Source organism: Sagittula sp. SSi028 (genome assembly GCF_048553715.1).
Taxonomy (GTDB): Bacteria; Pseudomonadota; Alphaproteobacteria; order Rhodobacterales; family Rhodobacteraceae; genus Sagittula.
The window spans coordinates 14,689-30,439 of the sequence record NZ_JBLZNC010000014.1 but is presented as its reverse complement, the minus strand read 5'-3'; the positions used below and the strand labels follow the sequence as shown (position 1 = coordinate 30,439).

The 15,751-nt window shown below is 64.0% G+C and carries 15 protein-coding genes and 2 pseudogenes; 7 read left to right on the top strand and 10 right to left on the bottom strand.

Translation table 11 applies throughout. The features are described 5' to 3' along the window. Nucleotides 1-4: 4 nt before the first annotated feature. From phnH to phnF, 3 genes are read right to left on the bottom strand one after another with little or no spacing between them, the layout of a single operon-like run. Nucleotides 5-535 carry a phosphonate C-P lyase system protein PhnH gene (gene phnH / locus ACN5AZ_RS17595; RefSeq protein WP_419430211.1) on the bottom strand — a complete coding sequence of 177 codons (531 nt, stop codon included), beginning with the start codon at nt 533-535 and terminating at the stop codon, nt 5-7. Next, nucleotides 535-987 carry a phosphonate C-P lyase system protein PhnG gene (locus ACN5AZ_RS17590; RefSeq protein WP_419430210.1) on the bottom strand — a complete coding sequence of 151 codons (453 nt, stop codon included), beginning with the start codon at nt 985-987 and terminating at the stop codon, nt 535-537. Before ACN5AZ_RS17590 ends, phnH begins: the two co-directional genes overlap by 1 nt. Further along, nucleotides 987-1,703: a phosphonate metabolism transcriptional regulator PhnF gene (phnF, locus tag ACN5AZ_RS17585; protein ID WP_419430209.1), complete on the bottom strand. Its 717-nt coding sequence runs from the start codon at nt 1,701-1,703 to the stop codon at nt 987-989. Before phnF ends, ACN5AZ_RS17590 begins: the two co-directional genes overlap by 1 nt. A gap of 186 nt (nt 1,704-1,889) precedes the next feature. On the opposite strand from phnF, the gene ACN5AZ_RS17580 reads away from it, so the two are divergent. The 5 genes from ACN5AZ_RS17580 (at nt 1,890) to ACN5AZ_RS17560 (ending at nt 6,484) form a co-directional block, all read left to right on the top strand. Continuing rightward, a complete protein-coding gene (locus tag ACN5AZ_RS17580; protein WP_419430208.1) occupies nt 1,890-2,759 on the top strand; it encodes a phosphate/phosphite/phosphonate ABC transporter substrate-binding protein in 870 nt (289 codons plus the stop codon). Then, entirely contained in the window at nt 2,752-3,570 is an 819-nt protein-coding gene (locus tag ACN5AZ_RS17575) for a phosphonate ABC transporter ATP-binding protein (RefSeq protein WP_419430207.1), read from the top strand. The genes ACN5AZ_RS17580 and ACN5AZ_RS17575 overlap by 8 nt, the downstream gene beginning before the upstream one ends. Then, nucleotides 3,563-4,369, top strand: a complete 807-nt coding sequence (phnE, locus tag ACN5AZ_RS17570) for a phosphonate ABC transporter, permease protein PhnE (protein WP_419430206.1) — start codon at nt 3,563-3,565, stop codon at nt 4,367-4,369. The genes ACN5AZ_RS17575 and phnE overlap by 8 nt, the downstream gene beginning before the upstream one ends. Before the next feature lie 67 nt (nt 4,370-4,436). Continuing rightward, nucleotides 4,437-5,672 carry an alpha-D-ribose 1-methylphosphonate 5-triphosphate diphosphatase gene (locus tag ACN5AZ_RS17565; protein WP_419430205.1) on the top strand — a complete coding sequence of 412 codons (1,236 nt, stop codon included), beginning with the start codon at nt 4,437-4,439 and terminating at the stop codon, nt 5,670-5,672. Continuing rightward, nucleotides 5,669-6,484 (top strand): sugar phosphate isomerase/epimerase family protein, encoded by an 816-nt coding sequence (locus tag ACN5AZ_RS17560; RefSeq protein ID WP_419430204.1) that lies wholly within the window; start codon nt 5,669-5,671, stop codon nt 6,482-6,484. The genes ACN5AZ_RS17565 and ACN5AZ_RS17560 overlap by 4 nt, the downstream gene beginning before the upstream one ends. 17 nt (nt 6,485-6,501) lie before the next feature. Here ACN5AZ_RS17560 and ACN5AZ_RS17555 read toward each other — a convergent pair whose 3' ends face one another. From ACN5AZ_RS17555 to ACN5AZ_RS17535, 5 genes are all read right to left on the bottom strand, one after another. Next, the gene (locus tag ACN5AZ_RS17555; RefSeq protein WP_419430203.1) at nt 6,502-7,329 is read right to left on the bottom strand and encodes a phosphodiesterase; all 828 of its coding nucleotides are present in this window, start codon (nt 7,327-7,329) and stop codon (nt 6,502-6,504) included. Nucleotides 7,330-7,400: 71 nt separating this feature from the next. Beyond that, on the bottom strand, nt 7,401-8,666 hold the full coding sequence (locus ACN5AZ_RS17550; protein WP_419430202.1) for an ABC transporter substrate-binding protein: 1,266 nt from the start codon (nt 8,664-8,666) through the stop codon (nt 7,401-7,403). 105 nt (nt 8,667-8,771) lie between these two features. Next, nucleotides 8,772-9,788, bottom strand: a complete 1,017-nt coding sequence (locus ACN5AZ_RS17545) for a carbohydrate ABC transporter permease (protein ID WP_419430201.1) — start codon at nt 9,786-9,788, stop codon at nt 8,772-8,774. Further along, nucleotides 9,781-10,704 carry a carbohydrate ABC transporter permease gene (locus tag ACN5AZ_RS17540; RefSeq protein ID WP_419430200.1) on the bottom strand — a complete coding sequence of 308 codons (924 nt, stop codon included), beginning with the start codon at nt 10,702-10,704 and terminating at the stop codon, nt 9,781-9,783. The genes ACN5AZ_RS17545 and ACN5AZ_RS17540 overlap by 8 nt, the downstream gene beginning before the upstream one ends. Next, on the bottom strand, nt 10,704-11,855 hold the full coding sequence (locus ACN5AZ_RS17535; RefSeq protein ID WP_419430199.1) for an ABC transporter ATP-binding protein: 1,152 nt from the start codon (nt 11,853-11,855) through the stop codon (nt 10,704-10,706). The genes ACN5AZ_RS17540 and ACN5AZ_RS17535 overlap by 1 nt, the downstream gene beginning before the upstream one ends. 108 nt (nt 11,856-11,963) lie before the next feature. On the opposite strand from ACN5AZ_RS17535, the gene ACN5AZ_RS17530 reads away from it, so the two are divergent. Continuing rightward, nucleotides 11,964-12,845 (top strand): LysR substrate-binding domain-containing protein, encoded by an 882-nt coding sequence (locus tag ACN5AZ_RS17530; protein ID WP_419430198.1) that lies wholly within the window; start codon nt 11,964-11,966, stop codon nt 12,843-12,845. 899 nt (nt 12,846-13,744) lie between these two features. Here the strand turns inward: ACN5AZ_RS17530 and ACN5AZ_RS17525 are convergent. Further along, nucleotides 13,745-14,265 (bottom strand): annotated as a pseudogene (locus ACN5AZ_RS17525) (transposase); the annotation flags it as partial. A gap of 29 nt (nt 14,266-14,294) precedes the next feature. Then, nucleotides 14,295-14,396 (bottom strand): annotated as a pseudogene (locus ACN5AZ_RS17520) (IS5/IS1182 family transposase); the annotation flags it as partial. Between the two features lie 260 nt (nt 14,397-14,656). Here ACN5AZ_RS17520 and trpS point away from each other — a divergent pair. Beyond that, nucleotides 14,657-15,658: a tryptophan--tRNA ligase gene (gene trpS, locus ACN5AZ_RS17515; RefSeq protein ID WP_419430229.1), complete on the top strand. Its 1,002-nt coding sequence runs from the start codon at nt 14,657-14,659 to the stop codon at nt 15,656-15,658. The last annotated feature ends 93 nt before the right edge of the window (nt 15,659-15,751 follow it).

Genomic DNA, 15,751 nt, shown 5'->3' with positions numbered 1-15,751 from the left:
GGCATCAGATCACCTCCACCTGCGTGCTGCGCGGCAGGCCGATGACCTGCGCACCATCCAGAACGAACATCTCGAACCCCATCGGGTAGCGCATGATCTCGCGGCGGATCGCCCAGATCTCGGGTGGCAGCTCCAGCGCGATCTCCAGATGCCCGTCGATCCCCGGCCCGGACAGGCGCAGGCGGGGGCCATGGCCGATGCGCGCCTGCGTCACGAGGGTCGCGCCGTCCTCCGGGTGCAGGTCAGACCCCTGACGCAATCGCCGCAATGTCTGCGTGTCGAACCGATCGACAAAGACATGATCGGCGGCCTCCAACGGGACACAGGCCGCCCCGGTCCGGGCGATGGCCTCCGCCGCGGCAGGATTATCGGAAAACGCGGCGCATTCGCGATCCAGAAGCGCCTCGATCAGACCGTCCACCCCCGACGCGGGCAAGTCCCGCGGCAGGCCGGGACGGGACAGCGCCCACATCAGCGCATCGAAACAGGCGATGCAGCGACTGTCGGCGGCAGAAGGCGAAGGAGCAGCGTGCATCAGAAGGTCTCCATATCAACACGGGTGGCCTCGACCCGGCGCAGCGTGTCGCGGTCGGCCTCGGCCTGGCGCGCGGCCTCTTCGGTCAGGAAGGCGCTGCAGGCGGCGTGGTTCAGACCCATGGCGACGGACAGATCGACGAGCGCCATGGCCATGGCGGCTTCCAGATCGCGGCCCCGCCGCATCCCGTAGCCCTCTTGCCCACCAGCGCTGATCCGCGCTTCGCTCACCAGCACCTCGCCCAGGTGGAAATGCGTGCCCTGCGCCGTGTCGCGCATCGGCAGCATCACCAGCCCGGTGCGGTTTTCCAGCACCTCCAGCGCGCCAAGCGTCTCGATCAGCGGCTCGGCAAAGGCCTTCAGCTGCGCAGCATCAGAACGTGCGAGGATGCCCAGCATCTCTTCGTGCGTGTGGTCGGGCAGTGTCTGTGCGGGGGCCTGTGGGTCGTCCATCAATCCTCTCCGGTGGGAACCGTGAATTTCACCCGCGCCGCCGACCAGATCACCTTGGAGGTGGCGATGGGCGTGCCGTCGAGCAGCGTGTCCACCGCGCGCACCACCATGACCGGCATATCCGGGTGCTGGTGCAGGCGCTGCGGCTCGTCGCCCTGCGCGGGGCGGGCGTGGATCTGGGTGCCGCCGCGCAGGTAATCGTCGATCCCGTAAGAGCGATAGACCGAGGTCGTCGACCCCATCGCCGCGCGCCGTTCCGCGAAATCCGGGAAACGTGTCGCATCGTGGTAGATCGTGCCGATGTTCACCGGCAGACCATCCGCCAGCGAGCGGCGCCGGGTGGCGATCACCTCGGCGTCAGGCGCGATCCGCAGCAGCTCCGCCACGCGGCGCGGCGCGGGAATGCGGTCAAAACCTAGGGTTTCGCCTGTCACCTCGATGCCCTTGGGATCGAGGTTGCGCCGCAGGCGGGTGCGCTTGCCGATGGCGTAGTCGATCATGGGCCGCGCCTGCACAAAGGTGCCGCGCCCCTGTTCGACGCTCAGATAGCCCGCCTTGGCCAGCTCTGTCACGGCGCGGCGCACGGAATGGCGGCCCGCCCCGTAAAGGTTCACCAGCTCCGGCTCTGTCGGCAATTTCGTTCCCGGTTCCATCACGCCGTCCATGATGTCCTGTTCAATCAGGGCGCGGATCTCGCGCCAGCGTTCTCTGGTCATATCACAATCATCCGAATGAATTTTGGCTACCCGCCGCATATGACGGATCGGTGACGGTTGCACTGAGAATTCATGACATTCCGCCGCTCGGCCGTTTTCGCAAATCCGTCACGCCTCCGTCGCACAGCCGTTACGCCGCCGTTTATTCATCCGGATGAATTTCACCCAAACGGCCCGGAGGCTGACATGACATTCAAATCCCTCGTGCTGGGCGCAAGCCTCGCTGCCCTTTCCGCAACCGCCACGCTGGCAGAGACCTGGAAGCTCGCCGTCACCGACGTCGAAGGCATGGAGCGCCTGCAAACCGAATGGGGTCCGTTCAAGACCGCGCTCGAAGAGGCCACCGGCGACACGTTCGAATTCTTCCCGGTGAACTCCCGCACCGCCGCCGCCGAGGCGCTGCGCGGCAAGACCGTCGACTTCGTCGTCTCCGGTCCGGCGGAATATGTCGTCATCAACAAGCTGACGCAGGCAACCTCGCTGGTGGGTCTGGGCCGCCCGGATTACCATTGTGCCATCATCGTGCGCGCCGACAGCGGCCTGAACGTGCCAGCAGATCTGGTGGGCAAGAAGGTGGCTTTTGGCGACATCGGCTCCACCTCCAACATGCTGTGCCCGATGCAGGCGCTGGCCGATCATGGCGTCGATCCGGTCAACGATCTGGACAAGACCCACACCGCCAAGAACATCGCCGTCGAAGCGCTGAAGAACGGTGACTTGGATGCCATCGGCATGAACGCGGGGTCTTTCATGAGCATCCGCGCCAAGGAAGAGGATCTGCCCTACGGGTTCTTCAAGATGATCGCGCGCTCGGGCGACCTGCCCAACGACATGATCATGGTCGGCGCGCATGTGCCCGCGGAGGCCGCCGAGGCGGTAAAGACTGCGATCCTCGACAACAAGCAGGCGATCATCGCGGGCATCACCGCACATGCCGAGAACGACAAGTACATCGGCATGGATCTCGTCGCCATCGACGACAGCGCCTATGACTATGTGCGCGCCATGTATCGCAACGCGGGCTACCCGCAGTTCGACGATTTCATCGGTGAGTGATCTCGTCCTAGACCGTCCGGTCGCGCGTCCTGCGCGGCCGGAGACCACCGGGGCACCTTTAGGCGCTCCGGTTCCGCGTGTCGACATCGCGGCGCGCGGTCTGGGCAAATGCTTTGGCCAGACGCGGATCTTCTCGGACGTGAGCTTTCGGCTGGCGCGGTCCGAGGCGGTGGCGCTGGTCGGCGCGAATGGCGTCGGCAAGTCGACGCTGCTGCGTTGCATCATGGGGGTGATCCCCGCCACCGAAGGTGCGGTGACGCTTCTGGGAGAGGACATCGCGCAGGGCGGCGCGGCAGCGCGGGTTCTGCGGTCGCGCGTAGGCTTTGTCGCGCAGAAACACAATCTGGTGCCGTGTCTGTCGGTGCTGTCGAATGTCATCCACGGGCTGTTGGGGCAGCGCGCAGGGATGCGGCACTGGAGCCAGGCGCTGGCTCCCGACGCCTCGCGCCGCGCGGCGCTTGAGGCGTTGGAGCGTGTCGGCCTTGCGCATCTGGCGCAGCGTCGTGCCGACCGGCTGTCCGGCGGTCAATCGCAGCGCGTGGCCATCGCGCGCGCCATCGTCAGCCAGCCGGAGGTGCTTTTTGCCGATGAGCCCTGCGCCTCACTGGATCCGCAGGCCGGAGAGGACGTGATGGAGCTCTTCATGGACCTCGCGCGGGAACGTCACGTGACTGTCGTCTTCACCTCGCACAACGTGGATCACGCTCTGCGCTACGGCGACCGGGTGCTGGGTCTGGCGGGTGGGTCTATGCGGCTCGACGCCACCGCCGCCAGCCTGACAGCCGAAGACCTGAGGGGGCTTTATGACTGATGCAACGCTTCCGACGCGGTTCGACCGCCCGCCCGCGTTGGCCTTTGTCGGCTATGTGCTTGGGCTGGCGCTGATCTTCTGGTGCCTTGCCGCGGCGGGGTTCTCCGTCGACAAGGTGATGTCCTCCCCACCTCGCTTTGCCGATTTTCTGGGCCGTGCCTTCCCGCCGAACCTGTCGCCCGATGCGCTGACGCGCCTGGGTTGGAAGATGGTCGAGACCCTGCAAATCGCCATCGCGGGCGCGGTGCTGGGGGTCATCATCTCCGTCCCCGTGGCGGTGCTGGCGACGCGAGGGCTGATCGCCGGGCCGTGGGTCAATCAGGCCGTCCGCATGGGGCTGAGCTTTCTGCGTGCGGTGCCGGAAATCGCCTGGGCGCTGGTCTTCGTGGTGGCTGTGGGGCTTGGCCCCTTTGCCGGGATGCTGGCGATCCTCGTGGACACCGTGGGATTCTGCGGTCGCTTCTTCGCCGATGACATGGAGGCCGCCGACAAGGGCCCCGCCGAGGCGCTGACCGCCACCGGCGCGCGCCGCATCGACGTTGTGGCCTGCGCCACGATCCCCGCCGCCTTGCCCGCCTTTGTCTCCACCGGGCTGTTCGCTTTGGAGAAGGCCGTGCGCTCTTCCACGATCCTTGGCCTTGTGGGCGCGGGCGGGATCGGGATCGAGCTGAAGGTGGGTTTTGACCTTTTTGATTATCCGACGGCGCTGACCGTCATCCTGATGATCGCCGTAGTGGTGATCCTGATCGAACAATTGTCCGGCCTCGCCCGCCGCAAGATCATCGGAGAGCAGCGATGAAGACCGACACTTTCCGGGCCGCGCGGCAGGCCCGGTGTGCAGACAGGAACCCGCTGGGAGGCGCAGCATGATCACTTTTGAGGGCGCGCAGGTCTACCTGCCCGACACTATCGTCGAAACCACTGTCACAGTGAGCGACGGCAAGATCGTCGAGATCGGTGGCCCGGCGCAGGGCACCCGCATCGACGCGCGCGGGCGCATTCTGGCCCCGGCGCTGGTCGACGTGCATGGCGATGCCTTCGAGCGGCAGGTGATGCCCCGTCCCGGGGTGTATTTTCCTCTGGAGGCCGCAGTGATCGACACCGACCGCCAGCTTGCCGCCAACGGGATTTCCACGGCTTACCACGCGGTGACGCTCAGCTGGGAGCCGGGCTTGCGGTCGGTAGACCGCGGGCGCGACCTGATCCGCATGTTCAACGCGCAGGCCCCGCGCCTGCTGGTGGAAAACCGCGTGCAACTGCGGTGGGAAACCTTTGCCTTCGAGGCGCTGGAGCTGCTGGCAGAGACCCTCGCCGGGCCCCTCAAGCCATCGATTGCTTTCAACGACCATACCTCCATGACCATGCGCGCCTATGACGTGCCGGTGCAGGAGCGCGGGTTTGAGCTGTCGCCGGATTTCAGCATCGCGGCGCTGGACGACGAGCGTATGAAGAAGCGCACGGCAAAACACGCGCAGCGCGCTGGACTGTCCAAGGACGATTACGTCGCGCTGCTGGCCGGGGTCTGGGAGCGGCGCGGCGAGGTGCCCGCGACGATCGCCCGCGTGGCAGAGATGGGGCGCAAGGCCGGTGCGGCGATGCTCAGCCACGATGACACCACGCCCGAGACGCGCGGCTGGTTCCGCGGCCATGGCGCAACAGTGGCCGAATTCCCCATGGTGCTGGCCGCAGCCGAGGCCGCGCGGCTGGCGGGCGATGCCATCATCTTTGGCGCGCCCAACGCGGCGCGCGGCGGCAGCCATATCGGCTCGCTTTCGGCGGGCGACATGGTGGAGGCCGGGCTGTGTGATGCGCTGGCCTCCGATTACTTCTACCCGGCGATGCTGGCGGCGGTGGCCCGGCTGGATCACGAGCGGCGCGCGGATCGATTGACGCTGTGGCGGCTGGTCTCTGGCGGGGCGGCGCGGGCCATGGGACTGACGGATCGGGGTGAAATCGCCATCGGCCAGCGCGCCGATCTGGTGCTGGTGGATTGGCCCGACGGTCACGCCCCGGCCATCACCGGCACTTGGGTGGCAGGGCGCGCCGCCTATCGCGGTCAGCCCGCCGGACGGATCACCCTGAAAGAGGAGGCTTACGCATGACCCCTTTGAAAATCGGCGCAGCGCTGCACGCGTCGGAGATTGCCGCGCATCGTGACTGGCTGTTCGACGATGCCCGCGACATCGAGATACAGGATTTCATGACGCTGGCCTCCCTGATCACCGAGTTGGACGACCGGGTGGCGGCGGCTCAGGCGGCGCTGGACGGGCACAGTGGGCGGCTTGGCATTCATGGACCGTTCGAAGGGCTCGACATCGACAACAAGGACCCGGAACTGCGCCCGCTGATCACCGCGCGGTTCCTGAAGGCGCTGGAGGCCGCCGATCGCATCGGCGCGCGGCAGATGGTCCTGCATTCGCCCTACACCGCGTGGTCGCGCAATAACTTGTGGAACTGGCCGGACTACATGGAAAAGAAGCAGGCGCGGGTGCATGAGGTGCTTGGCCCGGTGGTGGCCTCGGCGCGGGCCAAGGGCATCACGCTGGTGATCGAGAACATCGAGGACTGCGAGCCCGCGACCCGGCGCGCGCTGGTGGACAGCTTTGGATCAAGCGCCATTGCCCTGTCGCTCGACACCGGCCACGCACAACTGGCGCGGCGTATGTCGGGCGCGCCGCCGGTGGATTACTTTGTCCGCGACGCGGGCGCGCAGTTGAAACATGTGCATCTGCAGGACGTGGATGGTCACGCGGATCGGCACTGGGCCCCGGGCGAAGGCGAGATCGAATGGGCCGCGGTCTTTCGTGCCTTGTCAGAGGCCGCAGGAGCGCCCCATCTGGTTCTGGAACTGCGGGACAAAGCGACGATCCCACAGGGCTTTGCCTATCTGAAGGGGCTTGGACTGGCCTGCTGAGGCCAGCCCTGGATGGCTTAGCGCACCATTGTCAGGCGGTCCCACTCTGCTTTGTCGGGCGATCCTTCGCGGCGGATTTCGCCCGCGTAGCCGTATTCCACCATGTGGATCATCAAGTCGCCGGGGCGGTGGGCCTGAATGACGGCATAGGCTTCGGGCAGGTCACAGCCTGCCAGCACCTGCGTGTCACCGAAATCTGGCCAACCGGCGTGATTGGTGCCACGCGGCGCGCTAAAGGGGATGCCGCGGAACTGCCCCGACAGCGGCAGGTGGCAATGCCCGTGAAAGATATGCGCGATCTTCTCGCGATGACGTTCCAGAACGCCCCCCAGCCGGTCGGCATCCAGAAGCATGATCTGATCCATCGCCGCCATGCCCATGGGCACCGGATTGTGATGCAGGAACAGCCAGACCGGGCCGTCCAACGCGGCCAACGTGCGGTCCAGCCAAGCCGCACGCGCGTCGCAATATGACCCCGCGTGCGTCCCGGACTCCCAAGTGTCCAGCAACACCGCGTTGCCCACGGACAGCGGCACCACCTTTTGAACAAAGCCCGCATCGTCGCGCAGCTCTGGGAAGGTCGCGAGAAAGGTCTCGCGGTCATCGTGGTTGCCGATGCACAGATGCACGGGCACCTCGACGTCGCTCAGGCGGGTGCGCAGGCGGGCATAATCCTCGGCCTCGCCCCAATCGGACAGGTCCCCGGTGACGATGATCGCCTCGGCGTCCGGGTGATGGTCCAGCGCATGGGTCAGGGCGCGTTCGAAATTGGCATTCGGATCACGCCCGCCAATGGTGTCGCCGGGAGTGGTCAGGTGGATGTCGGTGATCTGGATGAGCTTCATGCGCGTCCTCCGGTCTGGAATCTGGATATGAAAAGACCCCCGGCACAAAGGCGCCGGGGGCCTGAAATGGCTTAGGAGTTGTCGCCCGGCAGCAGGTCCCGGACCTCTTCGGTCAGCTCGATCTGAAGCTCTTCCATGTCGTCGTATTCGCCGGTCACGATGCCTTCGATGGCGTCATAGATGACCTGCGTGATCGCGAGGCCATTGTCGCCCGGGTAGGCCTGCCAGTCGGACAGCAGGTCGATCTGGCGCACGGCGGTCGCCTTGGTCGGGTTCGCCTCGTAGAAGTCCGCGAGGATGATCTCGTTGGCGGCGGAGTTCGGCGGCATGTAGCCGGTGGTGCGCGCCACTTCGGCCGCGCCTTCGCCGGAGGTGATGAAGGTCAGCCAGGCCCAGGAGGCCTCCAGCACTGCCGGATCGTCGGAGGTGGAGGTCAGCAGCGCCGCGTTGCCGCCAGCGGGCAGGCCCTGCGGCGCGCCGTCGATGCCGGGGTATTCATGGGTGGCAAAGGTGAAATCGGCCTTGCCACGCTCGACCGAGCCCACGGCAGAAGTCGACCAGAACATCATCGCCGCATTGCCCGAGGTAAAGGCCGCCTGACCATCGGTGGTCGAATAGTTCGGCATCTGGCAGCGGTCAAAGAGCATGTCCATGGTCTGGAGCGCCTTCAGTCCCTCGGGCGTGTCGAGCATGAAATCGTTGCCCTCCATCAGCGGCTGGCCTTGGCTCCACATCAGCGCCTGAAGGAACCAGTTTCCGGTGATGTTCCAGCCCCAGAACATCGGCACCTCGACGCCCTCGGCGATCAGCGTCTCACAGACAGAGGCGACCTCGTCCCACGTCTTGGGCAGCTGATCCTCCGAGGTGATGCCCGCCTTGGCCATCAGGTCCATGTTGTAATAGCCCACCGGCAGCGAGACCGAGAACGGCAGGCCGTAGACCGCGTCATCAAAGGTCGCCAGCGACAGCATCGCCTGATTGTAGCCGTCCTTCGAGAAATCGGCTTCCTGCGCGATGAAGGGCTCCAGAGACTTGGCGATGCCCTTTTCCACGAGGATCGCCTGACGGTTCAGACCCTGCATGGTCACGTCCGGCAGATCGCCGCCGGTGGCCTCGCGCAGAATGGTGTTGGTGCCGTCCTCGTAGTTCTCGTAAGCGGCGCGGATGTTGACCTTGATGTTCGGATGCGCCGCATTGAACAGCGGCATGATCTTTTCATAGGTCACGTCGAACAGCGACGAATAGGGGTAAGCAAAGTCGATCTCGACCTGCTCTTGGGCGGCGGCAGCGGTCGCGGAGAGCGCGAGCGCCATTGCGGTCAGGGTCTTTTGCAGCATATCTTCCTCCAATGCCGGGGACCGGGTGGTTTGGCGATTGTTCGGTCCCGTGTTGATCCCAGTTGCAGGGATTTCGGTGTGCGGGGTGCCCTCACGGGCATCCCGCTATTTCATGCCCGACAGGGTGATCCCCTCGATGAAGCGCCGCTGCGCCACGAGGAAGGCCACGATCAGCGGGGTCACGATCACGCAGGCGGTGGCCATCATCGGCCCATAAAGCGAGCCATCCAGATCGGCGCGAAACTCGCGGATGCCCAGCGGCGGCGTGAACAGGCTACGGTCACCGGTGATGACGATGCGCGGCCAGAAGTAGTCGTTCCAATGCGCCACCACCGAGAAGATCCCAAAGGCCAGCAGGGCAGGAACGGCAGTGGGCAGCATGACCTGCCAGACGATGGCATATTCGCTCATCCCGTCCATGCGGGCGGCGTCGATCAGGTCGTCCGGCACGGTCATGAAGAACTGCCGCATCAGGAAGATGCCAAAGACCGAGATCGTCCAGGGGATCACCAGCGCGGAATAGCTGTTGGTCAGCCCCAGCTTCGACAGCCCGACATAGAGCGGCAGCGCGATGGCATGGACCGGGATCAGCAGGCAGAACAGCACAAGGCCAAAGACAGCCTCGCGCCCCCAGAACCTGAGCTTTGCCAGCGCATAGGCGCAGGGCAGCGCGACCAGCACCTGAATGAGGAAGATGCTCACCGTCACGATCACGCCATTCAACAGGTAGCGCAGCAGCGGCGCTTCGGTGAAGGCGGTGGTATAGTTGTAGATCACGGGCCGCTCCATGCAGCCGGCTTCGGCCTCTTGGGTCAGGGCCGTGGCAATCTCGCGCTCTGACGCGCCCGGAAACCGCTGCGCGGCGGCGGCAATGTCGTCGCGGTCAGGCGCTGCGCGCACGGCGCAGCGGTGATCCAGCATCAGCTCTTGCGCGCCGAAAAAGCCGGTGGGCAGGCGGCCTTCGATCTCGGCCTGCGATTTGAACGAGTAGCTGACCATCACGTAGAAAGGCAGCAGCACGATCACCGCGCCAAGGATCAGCACCACGTGCTTCAGGGTCTCGATCCAGTCAAAGCGCAGCGTAGTGTGCTCTGCCGAAGCGGTGAGGGTTGCGTCAGACATAATGCGTCCTCCGTTCCACGAGCCAGCGTTGCGCCAGCGTCAGCACCATGACGAAGACAAGGAAGATCACGGTGATCGCCGCACCCAGCCCCATGAGGTTCTGTTTCACCGCCTTCTCGAAGATGGCGTACATCATGACGTAGGTGGATTTGGCCGGGCCGCCGCGGGTCAGGGCCTCCACCGTGTCAAAGACCTGGAAAGACCGGATGACGCTGATCGTCACGACGAAGACGGTGGTTGGCCCCAGCATCGGCCATGTCACCAGCCGGAACCGATCCCAACCCGATTTTGCGCCGTCCATCTCGGCGGCGTGGTACAGGTCACGCGGGATGCCCGTCAAACCGGCAAGATACAGCACCATGTTAAAGCCGAAGCCCTGCCAGATGCCGATAAAGCACAGCGTCCAGATCGCGGTATCGCGATCCCCAAGCCACAGCGGAAAACCATCGGCACAGCCGCGCGCGTACCAGCCCCAAAGCTCCAGCACCGTGCCGCAGCCGCGGCTCAACGTGGTGTTCACCAGTCCGATCTGCGGATGCAGGGTGAATTCCCAGACGATGGCCATGGCGATCAGCGCGGCCATCACGGGAAGGAAATAGATCGTCCGGTAGACGTTGGAAAAGCGCGTGACCGAGTTCACCAGCAGCGCCGCGCCTAGGCCCAAGGCCACCGACAGCGGCACGGTCACGACGACATAGCGTAGGGTCGCGCCGAACATCTTGGCATAGGTCGACCGGGAGAAGATGTCCTCGTAGTTCTTCAGCCCGACGAAGCGCGCCCCGTCGTTGCCCAGTGAATAATCGGTAAAGCTCATGAGGCCCGCGACCCCGATGGGCAGGATCAGCACCAGCGCCATCAGGATCAGCGCGGGCGCGATGAACCACAGGTGCGCGCGGCTTTGGGTGGGGGGGCGCATCAGGCGATCTCCGGCTGGCGGGCCGGGGCCTCGGCAAAGCGCAGGCGGCGGCCAGCGGCGTCAAAGACCAGCGCCTCGCCGCGGTGCTGGCGCAGGTGGACCTGCGCGCCGGGCGGCAGCGCTGCCGCCACATGGCTGTCGACGCGCAATTGCACGCGGTGCGCGCCATCCTCCACCGCCACATGCAGATAGGTGTCCGCCCCAAGGTTCTCGGCAAAGGTGACGGTGCCGGGCAGCGTGTCGGCGCTGGCTGGGACAAGGGACAGGTGCTCGGGGCGCAGCCCTACGGTCACCGGCCCGGGTGTGGCGCCATGCAACGCGCGCATCAGCGGCTGGCCGGAACAGGTCACACGGCCCGCGCCATCCACCTCTCCCAGCAGCAGGTTGATGCCCGGAGAGCCCACGAATTGCGCCACCCGAAGATCGTCGGGATCATCGTAAATCGCGGCGGGCGTGCCCAGTTGCAGGATCTCGCCCCCCATCATCACCGCCATGCGGTCGGACATGGTCAGCGCCTCCGCCTGATCGTGGGTCACGTAGATGAAGGTGCGCTGCAACTGGCGATGCAGACCGGACAGTTCCGCCCGCATGTGGACCCGCAGGGCTGCGTCAAGGTTCGACAGCGGCTCGTCCATCAGGAAGGCCGCCGGTTCGCGCACCATGGCCCGCCCCAGCGCCACGCGTTGCCGCTGACCGCCGGACAATTGCCCCGGCTTGCGGTCCAGCAGCGGCGTGATCTTCAGCACTTCGGCCACCGTACGCACCCGGTCCATCAACGCCGCGCGGTCCTGTCGCGACAGCATCGGGCCAATGACGGGCAGCCGTGCGGCACGGCCAAGGCTGCGCAGCTTCAAGGGTGTCAGCATATTTTCCGCCACTGTCAGATGCGGGTAAAGCGCGTAGCTCTGGAACACCATGGCAAGGTCACGCTCGGCCGCGCGCAAGCCAGTCACGTCGCGGTCGCCCAGCCGGATCTGTCCGGCGTCGGGCGCCTCCAGCCCGGCAATGATGCGCAGCAGCGTGGACTTGCCGCAACCCGACGGCCCGACCAGCGTCAGGAACTCGCCACCGCGAATATCCAGATCGATGCGTTTCAGCACCTCGGTCTCGCCAAAGCGCTTGGTGATGCCCTGCAATTGCAAGCCCTGCATGATCCGCCTCCGAATCCCTGTCGCGTCGTTGCGGGCACCCTGCCTCAGCGCCATTGGCAGTTTCGTGACGTCATATAAGTGAGGCTAATGGCTGCGAGAGTGCGGCGCATGAGCCAGCACCTGCCCCGACTGATTCCTTTCGCCCATGCCGCCCGCGAGGGCAGTTTTTCCCGCGCCGCGCAGCGTCTGGGGGTGTCGCAATCGGCCGTCTCGCAGCAGGTGGCCCGGCTGGAGGCCGACATCGGCCAGACGCTTCTGATCCGCGAACGCGAAGGGCTGCGGCTGACGGCCACGGGACAAGAGCTGTTCGATCTTGCAGAACCCTTGCTGACACTGGCAACCGCAGTCGATGAACGGATTTCCGGGCTTAGCCGCCTCGACGAGGGGCACCTGTCGATCATCGCCAATTCGCCCCGACCCGCGCTTGGGGCGATCGGTCGGTTCAAGGCGCTTTATCCCGGCGTCCAGATCTCGTTTCGCCTGTGGGACTGGACGACCTCCATGCGGCTTGTGCGCGACCGACAATGCGACATTGCCTTCCTGACCGAACCCAAGGGGCTGGGCGATTGCATCCAGCACGAGATGGAGCGGGTGCCTTACATGGCCTATCTGCCCCAAGGGCATCCGCTGTCTGAGCGCGAAGAGATCACTTTGTCCCAGCTGGCTGCCGAAACGGTGCTGCTCCCCGAGGAAGGGTCTTTCACCCGGCGGCTGGTCAGCGACCGACTGCAATCGCTGGGCTTGTCGCTGCCAAAGGTGATCAGCACCGCGACGTTTTCCCTCATGCAGGATGCCGTTCTGCATGGTGTGGGCGTGGGTATCTTTCTGGATGGTGCGGCCCACCACAGCCTCAGCCTGCCGCATAGCCCCATAAGGGAGATGCCAGAGCGCTATGCCACGCAACTGGTTCATGCCAAGGACAAAACACACCTCCACATCATCCGTGCCTTCATTGAGACGGCAATCGCCCCCTGTGAAGCGACGACTTGAGACGCGTGTCAATGAGACACCAGTTCATCAGGCATCGCGCCGTTTCCTGCGCATCGCTGCCGTTCGTGGAGGACGCAGCGAACGGCAGCTCTCCGCCCTTCCAGCAGAACGCCTCGCAAGCGCGGCGCGGATCGAACCGTTGCAGCTAATGGCAGGAAGGTCCCGCATTTCCACCCTTCACCCTTTGAAAACGCTGCACCATGATCACATGTGGACTTGGCACAGCTGCGGTGCAGAGATGACGCGCTTAGTGAACGGCCGACGTAGCCAAACCCAAGTGGCGGGAGTGCCCCTGCCCCTATCAAAATGCAGGGCAAGTTCGCCAAGCCGACCAACGCCCAGAAGTCTTGCCTAGCAAAATTAAGATTTGCTAGGCAAGCCGCCCTGCCCCACCGAAACTGCACCTCAAACACCCAGTATGCGGCTTCTTTGCGTGCCACGTGACTACTTCGTTCACTCCAGTCAAACCGAACAGTTGACAGGAGTTGGGGCGCCTGACGACCAGGTACGGAAAAGCCTCCCGCTGGACGCGAGAGCACGAAACCGATTGGCCCTACGCAATGAACGCAACCTCGCAGATACCGATCCTCTAAAAGGGACACATCGTGGGTGCGAAATAGGCCGCATCTGGCATATCAGCCTGCAGGCAAACCCCTGAATGTTGGCGCGGCTGCGGCACGCCCTCAGAAAGACGCACCCTAAGTATCTGAAAATTTACAGTTACCCAGAATTATCTTTTGAGGTATGAAGTCATTCCTCAAAAGATAATTCACTGACCGATGACCGCGATGGGCCAAATTCACGGGCGCTGCCGTAGTACAAAACGCACCCAAATTTCCTTGAACACCTGACGCGCAAAGCCTCAGAGGCACAGACCTAGACTCAGAACTCATTCCCACTCACAGCCAGAAGATGACGGTTGCGGCGAGTGCGATCGCCGAGACGAAAGTTTTTGGGCATCGGTCGTACCGCGTTGCACCGCGCCGCCAGTTCTTGAGCCTTCCGAACATGATCTTTGTTCGATCGCGGCGTTTTTACCGCCGCTTGTCGTACTGGACGGGCGTCTTCCGTTTCTTCCGACCTTGGATGCAAGGACGTACCTTCTTGTCCTGCACGGTTTCTCTGGACTATCCAGCATCATAGCCGCAATTACCGAGAAGCCATTCCACGTCGGGCAGCCCGCTAACGAGCGCATGCGCCCCGATGTAGTCGCTGACGGGTTCGTCCGATAGGAACGGGTCGATGAGCCGGTCCTGGCTGTCGCAGACGGCTTGCAGCTTCGTGTTCATACCGCCTTTGGTACGGCCCCCTTTCGTGCCATTGCTGCGCAGTCCCGGACAGTGAAACAGCCGTCCACGCCCCCCTTCATTCCGCCCAGGCTGGACGCCGTGCGATGGACACTCAGATGCGTGGCGTCCACCGCCCGACAGAGCATCACGCAGTGATGGCCCGAGAGGGGAATTTTACCGGTTTCTTCCGCGGTTTCCGGCCAGGGATGCAAGCGCGTATCCCTTTGTCTTTCAACGCTTCCCGGAACCAATCGGCGTCATACCGGAGCATTTATCTCAGATGAACCGGAGCGAGACACCCCGCATGCTGGCCGTCGTCCCGTCACATCATTCTGTTGACGTGCAACCTTGCCACAGGTACGCAGCCCGAATGGAAAACGTTGTATTCATCGCAATGACTTGGTGGCTGGCCTCCTAACTGGGTGGCCGGATGACCAATTGTATTCCGAGGCCGCCGCACGGGCGGCCTTTTGTTTTCCGAGCTTCCCGATGCGTCGCCTCTCGTTTCATGGGAAGATACAAATGAACAAACCAACCATTTTGACGGGCGACCGCACCACAGGGCCGCTTCACATCGGGCACTATGCAGGCTCGCTCGCAAACCGGCTGCGCTTTCAGGACAGCCATGAGCAGTTTCTGCTGCTGGCCGATACCCAGGCCCTGACCGACAACGCCCATGACCCGGCGAAGGTGCAGCGCAACGTGGTAGAGGTCGCGCTGGATTATCTGGCCGTGGGGATCGATCCCGATCGCTGCACGATCTGCGTGCAATCGCATCTTCCGGCGCTGGCCGAGCTTACGATGCTCTATCTGAACTTTGTGACCGTCGCGCGGCTGGAACGGAACCCGACAATCAAGGATGAAATCCGCGCGCGCGGCTTCGGACGCGACATTCCTGCGGGATTCCTGTGTTATCCTGCGGCACAAGCGGCGGACATCACGGCATTCAAAGCAACGATTGTGCCGGTCGGGGCTGATCAAGCACCGCTGATCGAGCAAACCAACGAGATCGTGCGACGCATCAATGCGACCGCAGGCCACGACGTTCTGCCCGAAGCCCAAGCGATCATACCCAAGGCGGGCCGATTGCCCGGTATTGACGGCAAGGCCAAGATGTCGAAATCCGGAGGCAACGCCATTCCTCTCTCCGCCTCGCCCGACGAAATCCGAAGTGCTGTCAGGGCGATGTTCACAGATCCGAACCATTTGCGTGTGGAAGACCCCGGTCGCGTCGAGGGCAACGTCGTCTTCACGTATCTCGACGCCTTCGATCCCGATCAAGATGAGCTTGCCGAACTGAAAGCCCAATACAAGCGTGGCGGACTTGGTGATGGCAAGATCAAAGCGCGGCTGGAGACGATCCTACAGAATCTCATCGCCCCAATTCGTGCGCGCCGTGCGGCGTTTTCCAAAGATCGGGCGTACGTTCTTAAGGTCATTAAAGATGGCACGGAACGGGCGCGGCAACGCACCGAGGAGACAAAGCGCGACGTGGTGAATGGCTTGGGCCTGTTCCAGCTGTGAGACAGCACAGAGGCGGGAAAACGGCGAATTTCCGTTTTCCTGCGCCCCAAACCTTCGGGTACGACCGCTCACCTGTCCAGCAGTTACAAACAA

Coding starts and splice junctions, on each gene's coding strand:
- ACN5AZ_RS17550 (WP_419430202.1), bottom strand. CDS start 8,666: ATGCTGCAAAAGACCCTGACCGCAATGGCGCTCGCGCTCTCCGCGACC.
- phnF (WP_419430209.1), bottom strand. CDS start 1,703: ATGACCAGAGAACGCTGGCGCGAGATCCGCGCCCTGATTGAACAGGAC.
- ACN5AZ_RS17530 (WP_419430198.1), top strand. CDS start 11,964: ATGAGCCAGCACCTGCCCCGACTGATTCCTTTCGCCCATGCCGCCCGC.
- ACN5AZ_RS17590 (WP_419430210.1), bottom strand. CDS start 987: ATGGACGACCCACAGGCCCCCGCACAGACACTGCCCGACCACACGCAC.
- ACN5AZ_RS17540 (WP_419430200.1), bottom strand. CDS start 10,704: ATGCGCCCCCCCACCCAAAGCCGCGCGCACCTGTGGTTCATCGCGCCC.
- phnH (WP_419430211.1), bottom strand. CDS start 535: ATGCACGCTGCTCCTTCGCCTTCTGCCGCCGACAGTCGCTGCATCGCC.
- trpS (WP_419430229.1), top strand. CDS start 14,657: ATGAACAAACCAACCATTTTGACGGGCGACCGCACCACAGGGCCGCTT.
- ACN5AZ_RS17560 (WP_419430204.1), top strand. CDS start 5,669: ATGACCCCTTTGAAAATCGGCGCAGCGCTGCACGCGTCGGAGATTGCC.
- ACN5AZ_RS17580 (WP_419430208.1), top strand. CDS start 1,890: ATGACATTCAAATCCCTCGTGCTGGGCGCAAGCCTCGCTGCCCTTTCC.
- ACN5AZ_RS17535 (WP_419430199.1), bottom strand. CDS start 11,855: ATGCAGGGCTTGCAATTGCAGGGCATCACCAAGCGCTTTGGCGAGACC.
- ACN5AZ_RS17555 (WP_419430203.1), bottom strand. CDS start 7,329: ATGAAGCTCATCCAGATCACCGACATCCACCTGACCACTCCCGGCGAC.
- phnE (WP_419430206.1), top strand. CDS start 3,563: ATGACTGATGCAACGCTTCCGACGCGGTTCGACCGCCCGCCCGCGTTG.
- ACN5AZ_RS17545 (WP_419430201.1), bottom strand. CDS start 9,788: ATGTCTGACGCAACCCTCACCGCTTCGGCAGAGCACACTACGCTGCGC.
- ACN5AZ_RS17565 (WP_419430205.1), top strand. CDS start 4,437: ATGATCACTTTTGAGGGCGCGCAGGTCTACCTGCCCGACACTATCGTC.